Here is a 15699-nt window from a genome sequence, read left to right on the forward strand (position 1 = left end):
CCGCTGACGCTGACGCTGACGCTGACGCTGACGCTGACGCTGACGCTGACGCTGACGCTGACGCTGACGCTGACGCTGACGCTGACGCTGACGCTGCACCGGCGACCGGAGTCGACGGCGGACGCGGAGGCCGGCGCCCGACGCGGACGCTGACGGCGCACCGGCGACCGGAGTCGACGGCGGACGCGGAGGCCGGCGCCCGACGCGGATGCTGACGGCGCACCGGCGACCGGAGTCGACGGCGGACGCGACGCCGACGCCCGACGCCGATGCCCGACGCCCGACGCAAGGCGCCGACGGCGGTGTGGCGGTTGGGGGGGCTGGTCAGCCGCGGAGGCGGAGGCCGCGGGGGGTGGCGCGGAAGCCGGCCGCCGTGAGCGCGTCGCGTAGCGGCGAGGAGTGCACGGCTTCGCCGTCGGCGCGTTCCACCGAGATCGCGCCGAGCGCGCCGGAGTGCACCGCGTCGGCGAGCGCCTTGCCGGCCGCGGCCAGCGTGTCGGTGTCGTCGGTGAAGGAGAGGATGGTCCGCCCGCCCCGCTCGACGTAGAGCACCAGGTCGCCGCCGACCAGCACGACCAGCGCCCCGGCTTTGCGCCCGGCCCGGTGACCGGTGGCCGGTGCCGCCCCGTCGCCGGAGTCGACGACCCGGTCGGGCCAGGGCAGGGCCGCGCCGTAGGGGTTGGCCGGGTCGGTGGCGGCGAGCACCACGGTGGGTCCGCCGCCGCGGGTCCGGTTGTCGTCGGCGGGGTCGGCCAGGGCGCGGATCCGGTCGACCGCCCCGGGCACGGCGAACTGGGCGGCGCCCAGCCCTTCGACGAAGTAGCCGCGCCGGGCTGCCCCGCGTTCCTCCAGTGCGGAGAGCACCGGGTAGACCGCCGTGAAGCCGCCGGTCACCTGCTCGGCCATGACCGCCCCCCGGGTGACCACGCCGTGCCGTTCGAGCAGCAGGTCGGCGAGGGCGGCGGCCCGCTTGGTGGGGTCGAGGTCGCGTTCGGGCAGCCGGGACCAGCGGCCGGCCACGGTGGGCGGGCCGCCGCGGCTGGGCAGCGCCACCCGGCCGGGGCGGCGGTAGCGGGTGCGCGGGGCGGTCGGCCGGCTCCGGTGCGCCCCGCCGCCGCCGAGCGCCGCCCGGAGCGGGGCCAGGGTGTCGTTGGTGAGGTGACCGGCCCAGACCAGGTCCCACACCGCGGCCGTCAGGGCGGTGTCGTCGGTGGAGCCGACCCGGTCGGACAGGGAGCGGAAGAACAGGGCCTGCCCGTCGGCGAGCGCGTCGAGCACGGCCTCGTGCAGCGGGGTGACGGCCAGCGCCTCGTCCGGCGGGGGGAGCAGCAGCGGCGCGACGTCCGCGTACGCGAGGGTGACCCAGCCGTCGCCGCCGGAGATCGCCCCGGACCCGGCCCAGACCACCTCGCCGCTGGCGCAGAGCTCGTCGAGCTGGGCGGGGGAGTAGTCGGCGATGCGGGCGGGCAGCACGAGACGTTCCAGCGCGGACGCCGGCACGGCCACGCCCTGCAACTGTTCGACGGTGGCGGCGACCGCCTCGACGCCGCGGGCCGAGGAGCCGACCTGCTGCCAGCGGGGCAGGAACGCGGCGAGTGCCCGGGGCGGCACCGGCTCGATCTCCCGGCGCAGCGCGGCGAGGGACCGGCGGCGCAGCAGCCGCAGCACCTCGGCGTCGCACCACTGGGTGCCGACGCTGTCCGGGGCGAACTCGCCGGAGACCACCCGCCCGGTGGCGGCGAGCCGGCGCAGCGCCTGCTCGACGACGAACACCCCGAGCCCGAAGCGGGCGGCACAGGTGGCCGCCGCGAACGGGCCGTGGGTGCGGGCGTAGCGGGCGACCAGGTCACCGAGCGGGTCGGCAACCGGCGCCAGGTAGGCCTCGGCCACCCCGACGGGCAGCGCCACGCCGAGGGCGTCGCGCAGCCGGGCGGCGTCCTCGACGATCACCCAGCGGTCCTCGCCGGCGATCCGCACGCGCAGCACCCGCCGGGCGGCCTCCAGCTCGCTCAGCCACCCGGCCGGTACGCCCCGCTCGGCCAGCTCGGCCTCGCTCAGGTCGCCGACCACCCGGAGCAGCTCGACCACGTCCTCGGCGTCGCGGGCGCGGCGCTGCTCGGTGCGCCAGCGCAGTTGCCGCTCGGTCTCGGCCAGCACCGCGGGGTCGAGCAGCTCCCGCAGGTCGACCCGGCCGAGCAGCTCGCCGAGCAGCCCCGAGTCGAGGGCCAGGGCGGCGGCCCGGCGCTCGGCCAGCGGCGCGTCGCCCTCGTAGAGGAACGCGCCCACGTAGCCGAAGAGCAGCGAGCGGGCGAACGGCGACGGCCGCTCGGACTCCACCTCGACCAGGCGGACCTTACGGGCGCCCAGGTCGCGCATCAGCTCGGCCAGTGCGGGCTGGTCGAAGACGTCCTGGAGGCATTCCCGGGCGGCCTCCAGGGTGACCGGGAAGTCGGCGTACTCGCGGGCCACGTCGAGGAGCTGGGCGGCGCGCTGGCGCTGCTGCCACAGCGGCTGGCGGCGGCGCGGGTCGCGGCGGGGCAGCAGCAGGGACCGGGCCGCGCACTCGCGGAACCGGGAGGCGAACAGCGCCGACGTGCCGACGGACTCCTCGACCAGCTGGGCGATCTCCTCGGGGTCGAAGACCACCACGTCGGCGCCGGGCGGCTCCTCGGCGGTGTCGGGCAGCCGGACCACGATGCCGTCGTCGGAGGGCATCACCTGGGCGTCCACCCCGTAGCGCTCGGCCAGCCGGCGGCCGATCGCGAGGGCCCACGGGCCGTTGACCCGGGCGCCGAGCACCGAGTGCACGGCGAGCCGCCAGTCGCCCAGCTCGTCGCGGAACCGCTCGACGACCACCGTGCGGTCGTCGGGCAGCGACCGGGTGGCCTCCTTCTGCTCGCGCAGGTAGGTCATCAGGTTGCCGGCGGCCCAGTCGTCCAGCCCGCCGGCGCGCAGCCCGGCCACGGCGTCGGTGTCGGACTGCCGCAGCAGCGCGCGGACCCGCGCGCCGATGGCCCGGCCCAGCTCGACGGGCCGGCCGAGCTGGTCGCCCTTCCAGAACGGCATCCGGGCGGCCTGCCCGGGCGCAGGGGAGACCAGCACCCGGTCGGGGGTGATCTCCTCGATCCGCCAGGACGACGAGCCGAGCAGGAAGACGTCGCCGACCCGGGACTCGTAGACCATCTCCTCGTCCAGCTCGCCCACGCGGGCGGCCCGCTCGGCGCCGGCCAGGAAGACCCCGAACAGGCCCCGGTCGGGGATGGTGCCGCCGCTGGTGACGGCGAGCCGCTGCGCGCCGGGCCGCCCGGTGAGCACGTCGGCGGCCCGGTCCCAGACCAGCCGGGGCCGCAGCTCGGCGAAGGCGGTCGACGGGTAGCGCCCGGAGAGCATGTCGAGTACCGCGTGCAGCGCCGAGTCGGGCAGCTCGGCGAAGGGCGCGGCCCGGCGGACCAGCACGGCCAGGTCGCCCAGCCGCCACGGCTCCAGGGCCACCATGGCCACGATCTGCTGGGCCAGCACGTCGAGCGGGTTGCGCGGGTAGTGCAGTTCCTCGATCGCGCCTGCGCCCATCCGCTCCGCGACGACCGTGCAGGAGAGCAGGTCGCCGCGGTGCTTCGGGAAGACCACGCCCCGGGAGACCGCGCCGACCTGGTGCCCGGCCCGGCCGACGCGCTGCAGGCCGGCGGCGACGCTCGGCGGGGCCTCGATCTGCACCACCAGGTCGACCGCGCCCATGTCGATGCCCAGCTCCAGGCTGGAGGTGGCCACCACGGCCGGGAGCTGCCCGGACTTGAGCGCCTCCTCGATGTGCTTGCGCTCCTCGCGCGAGACGCTGCCGTGGTGGGCGCGGGCGATCACCGGCGGCGCGCCGGCCGCCGCCCCGGACTGCGCCATCACCTCGGCCGGCTGCCGGGGCGCGCGCAGCGGCCCGACCGGCCCGCCGAACGCGTCCGCGCCCCGCCGCCGCGCCGGCCCGGCGCCGTCCCCCGGACCGTGTCCGCCCCCCGGACCGTTTCCGCCCCCCGGACCGTGTCCGGCCCCAAGACCGTCGCCGTCCCCCCGACCGTCTCCGGCCCCAAGACCCTGTCTGCCCCCAAGACCGTGTCCGGCTCCCGGACCGTCGCCGTCCCCAGGGCCGCCGTCGCCCGCCGCCGGGCCGGCGCCCCCGGCCAACAGCTCGGATACGCTCACCGGCTCCCCGCCCCGGGCCAGGCGACCGCCGTCCGGCGCGGCGGCCGCCTCCAGCTCCTCGGCGGCCAGCTCGTTGAGCCGGGCGCAGAGCCGCTCGGCGCTGCGCCGCGAGTTGGTGAAGACGATGGTCGACCGGTGCGACCGGATCAGCGAGAAGACCCGTTCCTCGACGGCCGGCCAGATCGACGCCCGGCGGGGACCGATGCCACCCAGCGCGTCCTCCGGCGGCTCCTGCTCGTCGAGGCGGGTCATGTCCTCCACCGGGACCTGGACACTGACCTCGATGGTCTTGCTGGTGGGCGGCTGCACCACGTCGACGGGGCGGGCCCCGCCGAGGAAGCGGGCGCAGACGTCGATCGGCCGGACGGTGGCGGAGAGCCCGATCCGCTGCGCCGGGGTCTCCAGCAGCGCGTCGAGGCGCTCCAGGGAGAGCGCCAGGTGGGCGCCGCGCTTCGTCCCGGCGACCGCGTGCACCTCGTCGACGATCACCGTGCGGACCCCGCGCAGCGAGTCGCGGGCGGCGGAGGTGAGCAGCAGGAACAGCGACTCGGGCGTGGTGATGAGGATGTCCGGTGGGGTCCGGGCGAAGGCGCGCCGCTCGTCGGCGGGGGTGTCGCCGGTGCGCATGCCCACGGTGATGTCGGGCGGGGCGAGGCCGAGCCGGGTGGCGGCCTGGCGGATGCCGATGAGCGGGGCGCGCAGGTTGCGCTCGACGTCGACGGCGAGTGCCTTGAGGGGGCTGACGTAGAGCACCCGGCAGCGTTGCCGCGTGTCGGCCGGCGGTGGCTCCTTGGCCAGCCGGTCGAGCGACCAGAGGAACGCCGCGAGGGTCTTGCCGGAACCGGTCGGGGCGACGACCAGCGCGTTGCGGTCGGCGGCGACCGACCGCCAGGCGCCCTCCTGGGCGGGGGTGGGCGCCGCGAAGGCCGCGGCGAACCACTCCCGGGTCGCCGCGCCGAACTCCGCCAGGACCGCCGCGCCCCGGGTCACCTCGTCCGCCACGCCCTCCATCCTGCCTCGACGGTGTGACAACCGGTCCTCGCCGTACGCTGATCTGTCCGGGACGGGGTCTTAAGCGACGGATGCGACGTTGGATGCGTTAAGTCTTACTTAACTGCTTGCTTGCAGCGCGCAACATAAAGTAACTTCACTCGCAACGCAGCGTGGGGTGGAGGGCTTGGATGACGGTGCAGGGGCGAGGGTCCGGGTCCGGCACCGACGTGCTCATCCGCAAGGTCGACAGTCACCTCGCCACCCTGCGCACCGGCCTGCACGGCCCCGAGCTGGAGCTGGCCGAGGACCTGGCCCGCTGCCTGCGCGAGCTGGTCGTCGCCACCGCCCACTCCAGCGCCGCCGACCGGGGGCTCGTCCGCGCCGCCGTGCACTACTTCGTCCTGCGGCGGGAGAGCCGCGGCAAGCTGCTGCCGGTGCGCTCCCTGGCCGCCGCCCAGCGGGTCGTCAACAAGGCGGTCCGCCAGCTCGGCCGCCCCGACCTGCTCGTGGAGACGCCCCGCCGGGACCGCTCCGCCCCCGACCCCGCCCTGCGCTGACCGGGGCGCCAGCCGCCGGGCCGGTTTCCCGAAAACCGCCCGGTCGGGCGGGAATGTGGCGTCTGATCGGTCGTGGCCGCAGCGTGCCTCGGCGCGCTGTCACCTCGACCGGGAGTGCGCGTGCTCGTCCTGCTGATCCTGCACCTGGTGGCGGCCCTGTCCGCCCCGCTGCTGGTCCGCCGGTGGGGCCCCCGCGCCTGCCTGCTGCTCGCGCTCGCCCCGGCCGCCACCTTCGGCTGGGCGGTGGCGCACACCGGGGCGGTCCGCGCGGGCGGGCCGGTCGTGGAGACGTACCCGTGGGTCCCGGAGCTCCAGCTCGACGTGGCGCTGCGGGTCACCACGCTGTCCTGGCTCATGCTGCTGCTGGTCGGCGGCGTCGGCGCGCTGGTGCTGGTCTATTCCGCCCGCTACTTCCATGCCGGCTCGGCGGGCCTGGCCCGGTTCGCGGCCGTCATGGTCGCCTTCGCCGGGGCGATGCTCGGCCTGGTCGTCTCGGACGACCTGTTGCTGCTCTACGTCTTCTGGGAGCTGACCACGGTCTTCTCCTACCTGCTGATCGGCCACAGCACCGAGCGCCGGTCCAGCCGGTGGGCCGCCGCCCAGGCGCTGACCGTCACCACCCTCGGCGGGCTCGCCATGCTGGTCGGCTTCCTGCTGCTCGGCCACCACGTCGGCAGCTACCGCTGGTCGGTGGTGACGGCCGCGCCGCTGCCCGGCGGCGGCTACCTGGTGGTCGCGGTGCTGCTCGTCCTCACCGGCGCCCTCGCGAAGTCCGCGGTCTTCCCGTTCACCTCGTGGCTGCCCGTGGCGATGGCGGCGCCCACCCCGGTCAGCGCCTACCTGCACGCGGCGGCCATGGTGAAGGCCGGGGTGTTCCTCATCGGGCTGCTCGGCCCGGCGCTCGCGCCGGCCGGGCCGTGGCGGCCGGTCACCGTGGTCGCCGGGCTCGTCACCCTGGTCGCCGGGGGCTGGGCCGCGCTGCGGCAGACCGACCTGAAGCTGCTGCTGGCGTACGGGACGGTCAGCCAGCTCGGCCTGCTCACCGTGGTGCTCGGCGTGGGCACCCCGAAGGCGGCCCTCGCCGGCGTCGCCATGCTGCTGGCGCACGCGCTGTTCAAGGCGGCGCTGTTCCTCGTCGTCGGCATCCTCGACCACAGCGCCGGCAGCCGGGACCTGCGCGACCTGTCCGGCGTGGGACGGAGCGCCCCGGTGCTCGCCACGGTCGCCACGCTGGCCGCCGCCTCGATGGCCGGCGTGCCGCCGCTGTTCGGCTTCGTGGCGAAGGAGGCGGTGCTCGGGGCGTTCACCGGGCGGCCGGTGGTGCTCGCCGTGCTGGTGGTCGGCAGCGCGCTGACCGTCGCGTACAGCATCCGGTTCCTCTGGGGCGCGTTCGCGTCAAGGCCGGGCGTGCCGGTCACCGACGTGGAGCGCCCGCCCGCCGCGATGCTCGTACCCCCGGCCCTGCTCGCCGTGGTCGGGTTCGCCGCCGGCCCGGCCGCCGGCTGGCTGGGCGGCCTGCTGCGCCCGTACGCGGAGCTGTTCGGCCCGGTCGAGGAGAAACTGGCGCTCTGGCACGGACCGACCGCGGCGCTCGGCCTGTCCGCCGTGGTGCTCGCCGGCGGGGTGGTGCTGCACCTGGTCCGCGGCCCGCTCGCGCCCGCGCTGACCCGGCTGCGCGCGCCGGTCGGCGGCAACCAGGGGTACGAGTGGATCACCCACCGGTTCGACCTGTTCGCCATCCAGGTCACCGGCGCGACCCAGCGCGGCGCCCTGCCGCAGTACCTCGGCACCGTGCTGGTCGTCCTGGTGCTGGTGCCGGGCGGCGCGATGCTGGCCACCCGGCCCTGGCGCACCGGGATCGCCGTCTGGGACAACCCGACGCAGCTCGTGGTCTGCGTGGTGATCGCGGTGGCGGCGCTGCTCGCCGTGGGCGCCCGGCGCCGGCTCACCGCCATGCTGCTGGTCGGCGTCACCGGCTACGGCACCGCGATGATGTTCGTCCTCTACGGCGCGCCCGACGTGGCACTGACCCAGTTCCTCGTGGAGACCGCCACCATCGCCGTGTTCGTGCTGGTGCTGCGCCGGCTGCCGGAACGCTTCTCGGCCCGCCCGCTGCGCCGCAGCCGCTGGGTACGCCGGGGCATCGGCGCGGCCGCCGGGCTGGTCATGGCGGGGCTGGCGCTGGCCGCGGCCGGCGCGCGGCGTGAGCCGTCGATCTCGGCGGCGTACCCCGACCTGGCGGTGGCGCAGGGCTACGGCCGCAACGTGGTCAACGTGACCCTTGTGGACATCCGGGCCTGGGACACCATGGGGGAGATCGCGGTGCTCGTGGTGACCGCGACCGGGGTGGCCAGCCTGATCTTCGAGCGCTCCCGCACCGGGCCCCGGCCGCGTCGCCTCCGCCCGGTCCGGTCGCTCCGGGAGCGGCGGACGGTCTGGCTGCGCGGCGGCGCGACCCTGCACGAGCGCCGCCGCTCGATCGTCTTCGAGGTGGTCACCCGGCTGATCTTCCACACGGTGCTGCTGTTCTCGCTGTTCCTGCTCTTCTCCGGGCACAACTCCCCGGGCGGCGGATTCTCCGGCGGCCTGGTGGCCGGCCTGGCGCTGACCGTCCGCTACCTGGCCGGCGGCCGGTACGAGCTGGCCGAGGCGGCGCCGGTCGGCGCCGGCACCGTGCTGGGCGCGGGCCTGGCCGTCTCGGTCGGTGGCGGCGCGCTCGGGCTGCTCCTCGCCGGCCAGGTGCTGGAGAGCGTGAAGGTCAATCTCTGGCTGCCGCTGGTCGGCCACTTCTACCTGGTCACGTCGCTGTTCTTCGACATCGGCGTCTATCTCATCGTGGTCGGGCTGATGCTGGACATCCTGCGCAGCCTCGGCGCCGAGGTGGACCGGCACGTCGAGGCGGCCGGCGAACCGGCCCGTGGGCTGGCCGTGCAGCGCGAGGGGGAGAGCTCGTGAGGGCGAGGAGTGAGCCGGTTCTGCGAGCCCTGCAGTCGCGAACAGGGGCGTCGCCGTGACCCGGGGCGCCGCCGGGCCGACCCTGGTGCTGGTGATCGCCGTCGGCGTGCTCGTGGCGGCCGGGGTCACCCTGCTGCTGGAGCGGAGCCTCACCCGGATCCTGCTCGGCGTCATCCTGCTCGGCAACGGGGTGAACCTGCTCATCCTGCTCGGCGGGCGGTCCGGGGCCGCGCCGCTGGTCGGCACCGCGCCGACCGCCGGGATGAGCGACGCGCTGCCGCAGGCCATGGTGCTCACCGCCATCGTGATCACGTTCGGGCTGACCGCGTTCCTGCTCGCCGTCGCCTACCGGAGCTGGTACCTGTCCGGCGACGACGAGGTGCAGGACGACCTGGAGGACCGGCAGGTCGTCCGGCTCGCCGAGCGCAACGAGGTGTCCACGGCGGACCTCGGCGGCGAGGGGCCGGGCAACGATCCGGAGCAGGTGGACCCGGAGCCGGCGCTGCGCCGCCTGCGCCGGCGGAGGGACGAGCGGTGAGCGGGCGGGCCCGCCGGGCGCGAACGGGGACCCGCCCGTGACCGCCCTGGTGCCGCTGCCGGTGGTGGTGCCGCTGCTCGGCGCGGCGCTCACCCTGATCCTCACCAACCGGCCGCGGTTGCAGCGGTCGGTCAGCGTCATCGGGCTGACCACGACCCTGCTGGTGGCGGTGGTGCTGCTGGTCGAGGCGTACCGGCACGGGCCGGTGGTGGTCCAGGTGGGCGGCTGGCCGCCGCCGGTCGGCATCGTGCTGGTCGCCGACCAGTTGGCCGCGCTCATGCTGGTGGTCTCGTCGGCGGTCACCCTCTGCGTGCTGCTCTACTCGATCGGCCAGGGGCGGGGCGAGTCCGGCGAGACCGCGCCGGTGAGCATCTACCACCCCACCTACCTGGTGCTGACCGCCGGCGTCACCAACGCCTTCCTGGCCGGGGACCTGTTCAACCTGTTCGTGGGCTTCGAGATCCTGCTGGCCGCGAGCTTCGTGCTGATCACCCTCGGCGGCACGGAGGTCCGGATCCGGACCGGCTCGACGTACGTGGTGGTCAGCGTCCTGTCGTCGATGATCTTCCTGGCCGCCGTGGGGCTCGTGTACGCGGCCACCGGCACCCTCAACATGGCGCAGCTCGCCGGCCGGCTGGACGCCCTGCCCTCCGGCGTTCGCCTGGCGTTGCAGCTCACCCTGCTGCTCGCCTTCGGCATCAAGGCGGCCGTGTTCCCGGTCTCCGCCTGGCTGCCGGACAGCTACCCGACCGCGCCCGCCCCGGTCACCGCGGTCTTCGCCGGCCTGCTCACCAAGGTCGGCGTGTACGCGATCATCCGCACCGAGACGTTGCTCTTCCCCGGCGGCCAGGTGTCCACCCTGCTCATGGTGGTGGCCGGGCTGACCATGGTGGTCGGCATCCTCGGCGCGGCGGCCCAGTCCGACATGAAGCGGATCTTCTCCTTCACCCTGGTCAGCCACATCGGCTACATGATCTTCGGGGTGGCGTTGAGCACCGTGGCGGGCCTGGCCGGGGCGATCTTCTACGTGGTGCACCACATCACCATCCAGACCACCCTCTTCCTGGTCGCCGGCCTGGTCGAGGAGCGCGCCGGCAGCACCGACCTGCGCCGGCTCGGCGGGCTGGCGCGGATCGCCCCGCTGCTCGCCGTGCTCTTCTTCGTCCCGGCCATGAACCTGGCCGGCATCCCGCCGTTCTCCGGGTTCCTCGGCAAGCTCGGCCTGCTCCAGGCCGGCGTGGCGGCCGGCGGGCCGCTGCCCGCCGTGGTCGTCGGTGCGGGCACGCTGACCAGCCTGCTCACCCTCTACGCCGCCTCCCGGGTGTGGAACATCGCGTTCTGGCGGGCGCCCCGGGTGGCCAGCGCCGGCCCGCCGGTCCGCCTGCCCGGGCTGATGGTCGGGGCCACCGCCGCCCTGGTGCTGCTCGGCCTGGTGCTCACGCTGGCCGCCGGGCCGCTGTTCCAGGTCACCGCGGACGCCGCGACCGACCTGCGCCAGCGCACCCCGTACGTCCGGGCGGTCCTGCCGTGACCGACAACGTGCCCCCGGGCCGGGCGGCCGGCGGCGGGGAACCGCCGGGTGGCCCGGACGACCTGGCGCCCGATGCCCCCGTGCCCGCCGTGGGCCGGGGCGGGCGGCGGCGCGACCAGGCCGTGGCGCTCGGCTGGCTGGTCGCCATCTGGGTGCTGCTCTGGGGCGACCTGTCCTGGGGCAACCTGCTCGCCGGCCTGCTGGTCGGCGCGGCCGTGCTGCTCTTCTTCCCGCTCCCGCCGGTCACCTTCGGCGGGCGGCTGCGCCCCGGCGCGCTGCTGGTCCTCGCGGTCACCTTCGTCAGCGAACTGATCACCGCGAGCCTGCACGTCGCCGCCGTCGCGCTGCGCCCCGGCTACGTCCCGCGCAGCGCGATCATCGCGGTGCCGCTGCGGGTGCGCACCGACCTCAACCTGGCGCTGACCGCCGAGGTGATCTCCCTGGTGCCGGGCACCCTGATCCTCGACGTGAACCGCGACCGCGGGGTGCTCTACGTGCACGTGCTCGACGTCCGCGGCCCGGAGGACCTGACCGCGAGCCGGGAGCGGGTCCTCGCCGTCGAGCGGCGCATCGTCCGCGCCGTCGGCTCCCCCGCGGAGGTACGCCAGCTCAGCCTCGAACCCGTCGATCGGAGGAACCATCCGTGACCGCGCTGCTCGCCCTCGCGCTGACCGTGCTGCTCTCGGTCACCGCGCTGCTCGCCCTGGCCCGGATCTACCGCGGCCCGTCCCTGCTCGACCGGGTCGTCGCCGCCGACCTGCTGCTCTCCGCCATGCTCGGCGCGGTGGGCGCGGAGGCGGCGGTGAACGGGCACGCCACCACCCTGCCCGTGCTCGTGGTGCTCTCCCTGCTCGGCTTCGTCGGCTCGGTGTCCCTGGTCCGCTTCGCGGTCCGGGAGGAAGTGTGAGCGCGAGGAGTGAGCCGGGGTTGCGAGCCCCGCAGTCGCGAACGGAAGGAGGCACAGCGTGAGCGCGGTCGCCGACTGGCTCGGTGGGGCGTGCCTGCTGGCCGGGGCGCTGCTCAGCCTGGTCGCCGGGATCGGTGTGCTGCGCTTCCCGGACGTGCTGGACCGGATGCACGCCGCCACCAAGCCGCAGGTGCTCGGCGTGCTGCTGCTCCTCGTCGGCCTCGCGCTGCGCCTGCGTACGCCGTCGGATCTCGGCATGATCGCGTTGGTGGCGGTCTTCCAGCTGGCCACCGCGCCGGTCTCCGCGCAGATGATCGGGCGGGCCGCCTACCGTTCCGGGCGGTTCGAACCGAAGCTGCTCGACGCCGACGAGCTGTCCGGTCGGTGAACCGGACAGCGGGGAGGCTTCCGGCACCCTCAGCGAACGTCCAGCCGCCGCCGATAAAATGGCGGCATGATCGACTCCTCTGCCCAGGAGGGCAGCAGTAGCCAGCCGGGTCGTGCCCGGCAACCTCTGGACCCGACGGCCCCGGGAGCCCTGACCCTCCCGTGCTGATCCTCGTCGGACTCGTCCTCATCATCGTGCTCACCGCCGCCACCGGTTACTTCGTGGCCCAGGAGTTCGGTTACGTCGCCGTGGACCGGGGCAAGCTCAAGCAGCTCGCCGACGGTGGCGACCGTGCCGCCGCCCGGGCCCTGGAGGTGACCGGCCGGCTCTCCTTCATGCTCTCCGGCGCCCAGCTCGGCATCACCGTGACCGCCCTGCTGGTCGGTTACGCCGCCGAGCCGTACCTGGGCGCCGGGCTGGCCGACCTGCTCGGCCTGGCCGGCGTCTCGGACGCGGTGGCGCTGCCGCTGTCGGTGGTGCTCGCCCTGCTCGTCGCCACCGTCGTGCAGATGGTGCTCGGCGAGCTGGCCCCGAAGAACCTGGCCATCGCCCGCGCCGAGCCCCTCGCCCGGGCACTCGCCCCGTCCACCCTCATGTACCTGCGGATCGCCGGACCGGTGATCACCCTCTTCGACCGGGCCGCCGTGCGGCTGCTCCGGCGGGTCGGCATCGAGCCGATCGAGGAGCTGCCCAGCGGGGCCACCCCGGAGGACCTGGAGCAGATCATCGCCGAGTCCCGGGAGGAGGGGCACCTCGACGCCGAGATGTCCGACCTGCTCGACCGGGGGCTCGACTTCCGGGAGCTCACCGCCGGGGAGGCCATGGTCCCCCGGGTCGACGTGCACACCGTACGGGCCGACGAGCCGGTCAGCCGGGTCGTCGAGCTGCTCGACACCGGCCACTCCCGGTTCCCGGTGAGCGGCGCCGAGGGCGTCGACGACCTGGTCGGCGTGATCGGCATCGCCGACGTGCTCGGGGTGCCGCCGGCCGAGCGGGCGACGACCCGGGTCGCCGCGGTGGCCGTACCCCCGTTGCTGGTGCCGGAGACGCTGCCGTTGCCGACGGTGCTGGACCGGCTCCGGGTCGGGCACCGCCAGCTCGCCTGCGTGGTCGACGAGTACGGCGGCTTCGCCGGCGTGATCACGCTGGAGGACCTCGCGGAGGAGCTGGTCGGGCCGATCCGCGACGAGGACGATCCGCCGGAGCGGGCCCCCGCCCGGCAGGAGGACGGCTCCTGGGTGGTGCCGGCCCGCTGGCGGATCGACGAGGTCGCCGACAGCACCGGCATCGCGCTGCCCGAGGCGCCCGAGTACGACACGCTCTCCGGCCTGGTCATGCGCGAGCTGGGCCGGGTGCCCGAGGTCGGCGACCGCCTGGAGATCGCGCTCGCCGTCGACGGCGACGAGCCGGACGAGCCGCGGGCCCTGGTCGAGGTGCTCGCCGTGGACCGGCACGTGGCCGACTCCGTCCGGCTCCGCACGACGGCCGGCGCACAGGGGGAGGAGGCGGCATGAGTCCCGGTTTCGCGCTCTTCTTCTCCGTGGTGCTCCTGGCGCTCAACGGCTTCTTCGTGGCGGCCGAGTTCGCGCTGGTGGCCGCCAAGCGGTACCGCCTGGAGCAGTCGGCGGCCGGCGGCGGCCGGGCGGCCCGCGCGGCGCTGGACGGCGTCCGCGAGCTGAGCCTCATGCTGGCCGGCGCCCAGCTCGGCATCACCCTGTGCACCCTGGGCCTCGGCGCGCTGGCCGAGCCGGCCATCGAGCACCTGCTCAGCCCGCTGCTGCACGCGGTCGGGCTGCCGGACGCGGTCAGCCACCTGGTCGGGCTGCTGTTCGCCCTGGCCCTGGTGACCTTCCTGCACCTGGTGGTCGGCGAGATGGCCCCGAAGTCCTGGGCGATCACCGACGCGGAGCGCTCAGCCATGCTGCTGGCGCTGCCGTTCCGGGCCTTCGCCCGGGTGGCCCGCCCGGTGCTGTCCGCGCTGAACGCCCTCGCGAACGCCGTGCTGCGGCTGGTCGGCGTACGCCAGCAGGACCAGCTCGCCCAGGTGCACGGCCCGGACGAGCTGCGCATCCTGCTGGAGCAGTCCCGCGAGCACGGGCTGCTCGGCGCCGAGCAGCACCAGCTGCTGACCAGCATGCTGGAGCTGCAGGGCACGCGGGTGGCGCAGGTGATGGAGCCGTTCGACCGCATCGTCACGGTGCGCCGGGACGACACCGCCGAGCGGATCGAGCACGTCTCCCGCGACAGCGGCCGGTCCCGGCTCGCCGTGGTCGACACCGGCGGCGAGGTCTGTGGTCTGGTCCACGTCCGCGAGGCGGTCCGCGCGGTCACCACCGGCCGGCCGGCGACCGCCGAGGAGCTGATGACCCCGGCGTTCACCCTGCCCGGCGAGGCGTCGGTCACCGAGGCGGTGGCGGCCATGCGGGGCCGGCAGGCCCAGCTGGCGCTGGTCCGCAACGGCGGCGGCCCGACCCGGCCGATCGGCTTCGTCGCGCTGGAGGACCTCCTCGAGGAGGTCATCGGCGAGTTCGACGACGAGACCGACCCGGTGCCGCGCGGCCGCCGCATGCGCTGACGCGGTTCTCCGACCGCTCCGGGTGCGTCTGTTGTCGCTCCAGCGACAACAGGCGCACCCACACCGTGCGCCGCGGGCGGCGCATGGGGGAGCGGGCGGTGGGAAAGCCCGCTGCATGCGGGTGACCGGGGTGTCGTCGGAGTCCGTGTGGACCGGGCTGTCGGTGAGCACCACGCTGCCCAACCCGAGCACCCGCCCCGGCCTGCGCCTCCCCGGCCGGGTCACCCTGTCCGCCGGCGGCGCCGACGTCGCCGTCCGGCACATCCGGCTCGGGCTGGTGGCGCAGGTCGAGCCGGAGGATCCTGACGCGCCCTACCGGCTGCTGCAGTACCACCAGGTGCCGATCGCCGGCCGGTTCGTGGTGCCGGCCGGTCGGCGGCGGGCGGTCGACTTCGCGATGCCGCTGCCCTGGGAGACCCCGGTGACCATGTTCGGCGGGGTGCCGCTGATGAGCCTGCGCACCGGGTTGCGTACCGAGGTGTCCGTCGACCCGGACCTGGACCAGGGCGCCATGGTGCCGGTCCTCGTCCACCCGCTGCCCACCCAGCAGCACATTCTCGCCGCGCTGGACACCCTGGGCTTCCTCATGCGGCAGGCCGGGCTCCAGCACGGGCGGTTGCCCGGGGTGGAGCAGGCGCTCCCGCTCCACCAGCGGCTGGGGTTCTGGGTGGCCCCCCTCTACGCCGGCCCGATCACCGAACTGGAGGTGATCTTCGTGACCAACGCGGCGGGGCTGGAGGTGCTGCTCTGGATGGACCGCCGGCTCTCCCTGGCCGGGGTGACCCACCAGAGCATCAGCCGGTTCCGGGTCTGGCACGCGGGCGCCGACCGGCGGGACTGGGTCGCCACCGTGGACGGCTGGCTGCGGCACGCCATCGACCGGCACGCGGCGGCCGCCGCCCCCGCCGACTGGTCCGCCATGATCCGCGAGTCCGCGCACGTCAGCCGCCCGCCGGACGAGCCGGTCGCCCCCGGCTACGGCCTCGGCGGCACGGCCGGCGGCGCGGGTGTGGGCGGCGGTGGAGGCAGCGACGGCACCTGAGGCCGGCCGCGGCCGGGGTGGG

The 15699-nt window shown here is 75.4% G+C and carries 10 protein-coding genes and 2 pseudogenes; 10 read left to right on the forward strand and 2 right to left on the reverse strand.

The annotated features are described in order from the left end of the window. Positions 1–324: 324 nt before the first annotated feature. A pseudogene (locus ABZ452_RS13095) lies at positions 325–3930 on the reverse strand (helicase-related protein); the annotation flags it as partial. Between the two features lie 312 nt (positions 3931–4242). Then, a pseudogene (locus ABZ452_RS13100) lies at positions 4243–5202 on the reverse strand (DEAD/DEAH box helicase); the annotation flags it as partial. Positions 5203–5372: 170 nt separating this feature from the next. On the opposite strand from ABZ452_RS13100, the gene ABZ452_RS13105 reads away from it, so the two are divergent. The 10 genes from ABZ452_RS13105 (at position 5373) to ABZ452_RS13150 (ending at position 15677) form a co-directional block, all read left to right on the forward strand. Next, the gene (locus ABZ452_RS13105; protein ID WP_357942080.1) at positions 5373–5741 is read left to right on the forward strand and encodes a hypothetical protein; all 369 of its coding nucleotides are present in this window, start codon (positions 5373–5375) and stop codon (positions 5739–5741) included. Positions 5742–5861: 120 nt separating this feature from the next. Next, positions 5862–8696 carry a Na+/H+ antiporter subunit A gene (locus ABZ452_RS13110; protein ID WP_357942082.1) on the forward strand — a complete coding sequence of 945 codons (2835 nt, stop codon included), beginning with the start codon at positions 5862–5864 and terminating at the stop codon, positions 8694–8696. A 55-nt stretch (positions 8697–8751) separates the two neighbouring features. Continuing rightward, positions 8752–9234: a Na(+)/H(+) antiporter subunit C gene (locus ABZ452_RS13115; protein ID WP_357942084.1), complete on the forward strand. Its 483-nt coding sequence runs from the start codon at positions 8752–8754 to the stop codon at positions 9232–9234. 37 nt (positions 9235–9271) lie between these two features. Continuing rightward, on the forward strand, positions 9272–10765 hold the full coding sequence (locus ABZ452_RS13120; protein ID WP_357942086.1) for a Na+/H+ antiporter subunit D: 1494 nt from the start codon (positions 9272–9274) through the stop codon (positions 10763–10765). Further along, the gene (locus tag ABZ452_RS13125) at positions 10762–11412 is read left to right on the forward strand and encodes a Na+/H+ antiporter subunit E (RefSeq protein WP_357942088.1); all 651 of its coding nucleotides are present in this window, start codon (positions 10762–10764) and stop codon (positions 11410–11412) included. The genes ABZ452_RS13120 and ABZ452_RS13125 overlap by 4 nt, the downstream gene beginning before the upstream one ends. Next, on the forward strand, positions 11409–11672 hold the full coding sequence (locus ABZ452_RS13130; protein WP_357942090.1) for a monovalent cation/H+ antiporter complex subunit F: 264 nt from the start codon (positions 11409–11411) through the stop codon (positions 11670–11672). Before ABZ452_RS13125 ends, ABZ452_RS13130 begins: the two co-directional genes overlap by 4 nt. 58 nt (positions 11673–11730) lie before the next feature. Further along, entirely contained in the window at positions 11731–12060 is a 330-nt protein-coding gene (mnhG, locus tag ABZ452_RS13135) for a monovalent cation/H(+) antiporter subunit G (protein ID WP_357942092.1), read from the forward strand. A gap of 161 nt (positions 12061–12221) precedes the next feature. After that, positions 12222–13574 carry a hemolysin family protein gene (locus ABZ452_RS13140; RefSeq protein WP_357942094.1) on the forward strand — a complete coding sequence of 451 codons (1353 nt, stop codon included), beginning with the start codon at positions 12222–12224 and terminating at the stop codon, positions 13572–13574. Next, positions 13571–14635 carry a hemolysin family protein gene (locus ABZ452_RS13145; protein ID WP_357942096.1) on the forward strand — a complete coding sequence of 355 codons (1065 nt, stop codon included), beginning with the start codon at positions 13571–13573 and terminating at the stop codon, positions 14633–14635. The genes ABZ452_RS13140 and ABZ452_RS13145 overlap by 4 nt, the downstream gene beginning before the upstream one ends. Before the next feature lie 115 nt (positions 14636–14750). After that, on the forward strand, positions 14751–15677 hold the full coding sequence (locus ABZ452_RS13150; protein WP_357942098.1) for a sporulation protein: 927 nt from the start codon (positions 14751–14753) through the stop codon (positions 15675–15677). Positions 15678–15699: the final 22 nt, after the last annotated feature.

This window comes from Micromonospora sp. NPDC005707 (assembly GCF_040631005.1).
Lineage (GTDB): Bacteria > Actinomycetota > Actinomycetes > Mycobacteriales > Micromonosporaceae > Micromonospora.

Coding starts and splice junctions, on each gene's coding strand:
- ABZ452_RS13105 (WP_357942080.1), top strand. CDS start 5,373: ATGACGGTGCAGGGGCGAGGGTCCGGGTCCGGCACCGACGTGCTCATC.
- ABZ452_RS13145 (WP_357942096.1), top strand. CDS start 13,571: ATGAGTCCCGGTTTCGCGCTCTTCTTCTCCGTGGTGCTCCTGGCGCTC.
- ABZ452_RS13150 (WP_357942098.1), top strand. CDS start 14,751: ATGCGGGTGACCGGGGTGTCGTCGGAGTCCGTGTGGACCGGGCTGTCG.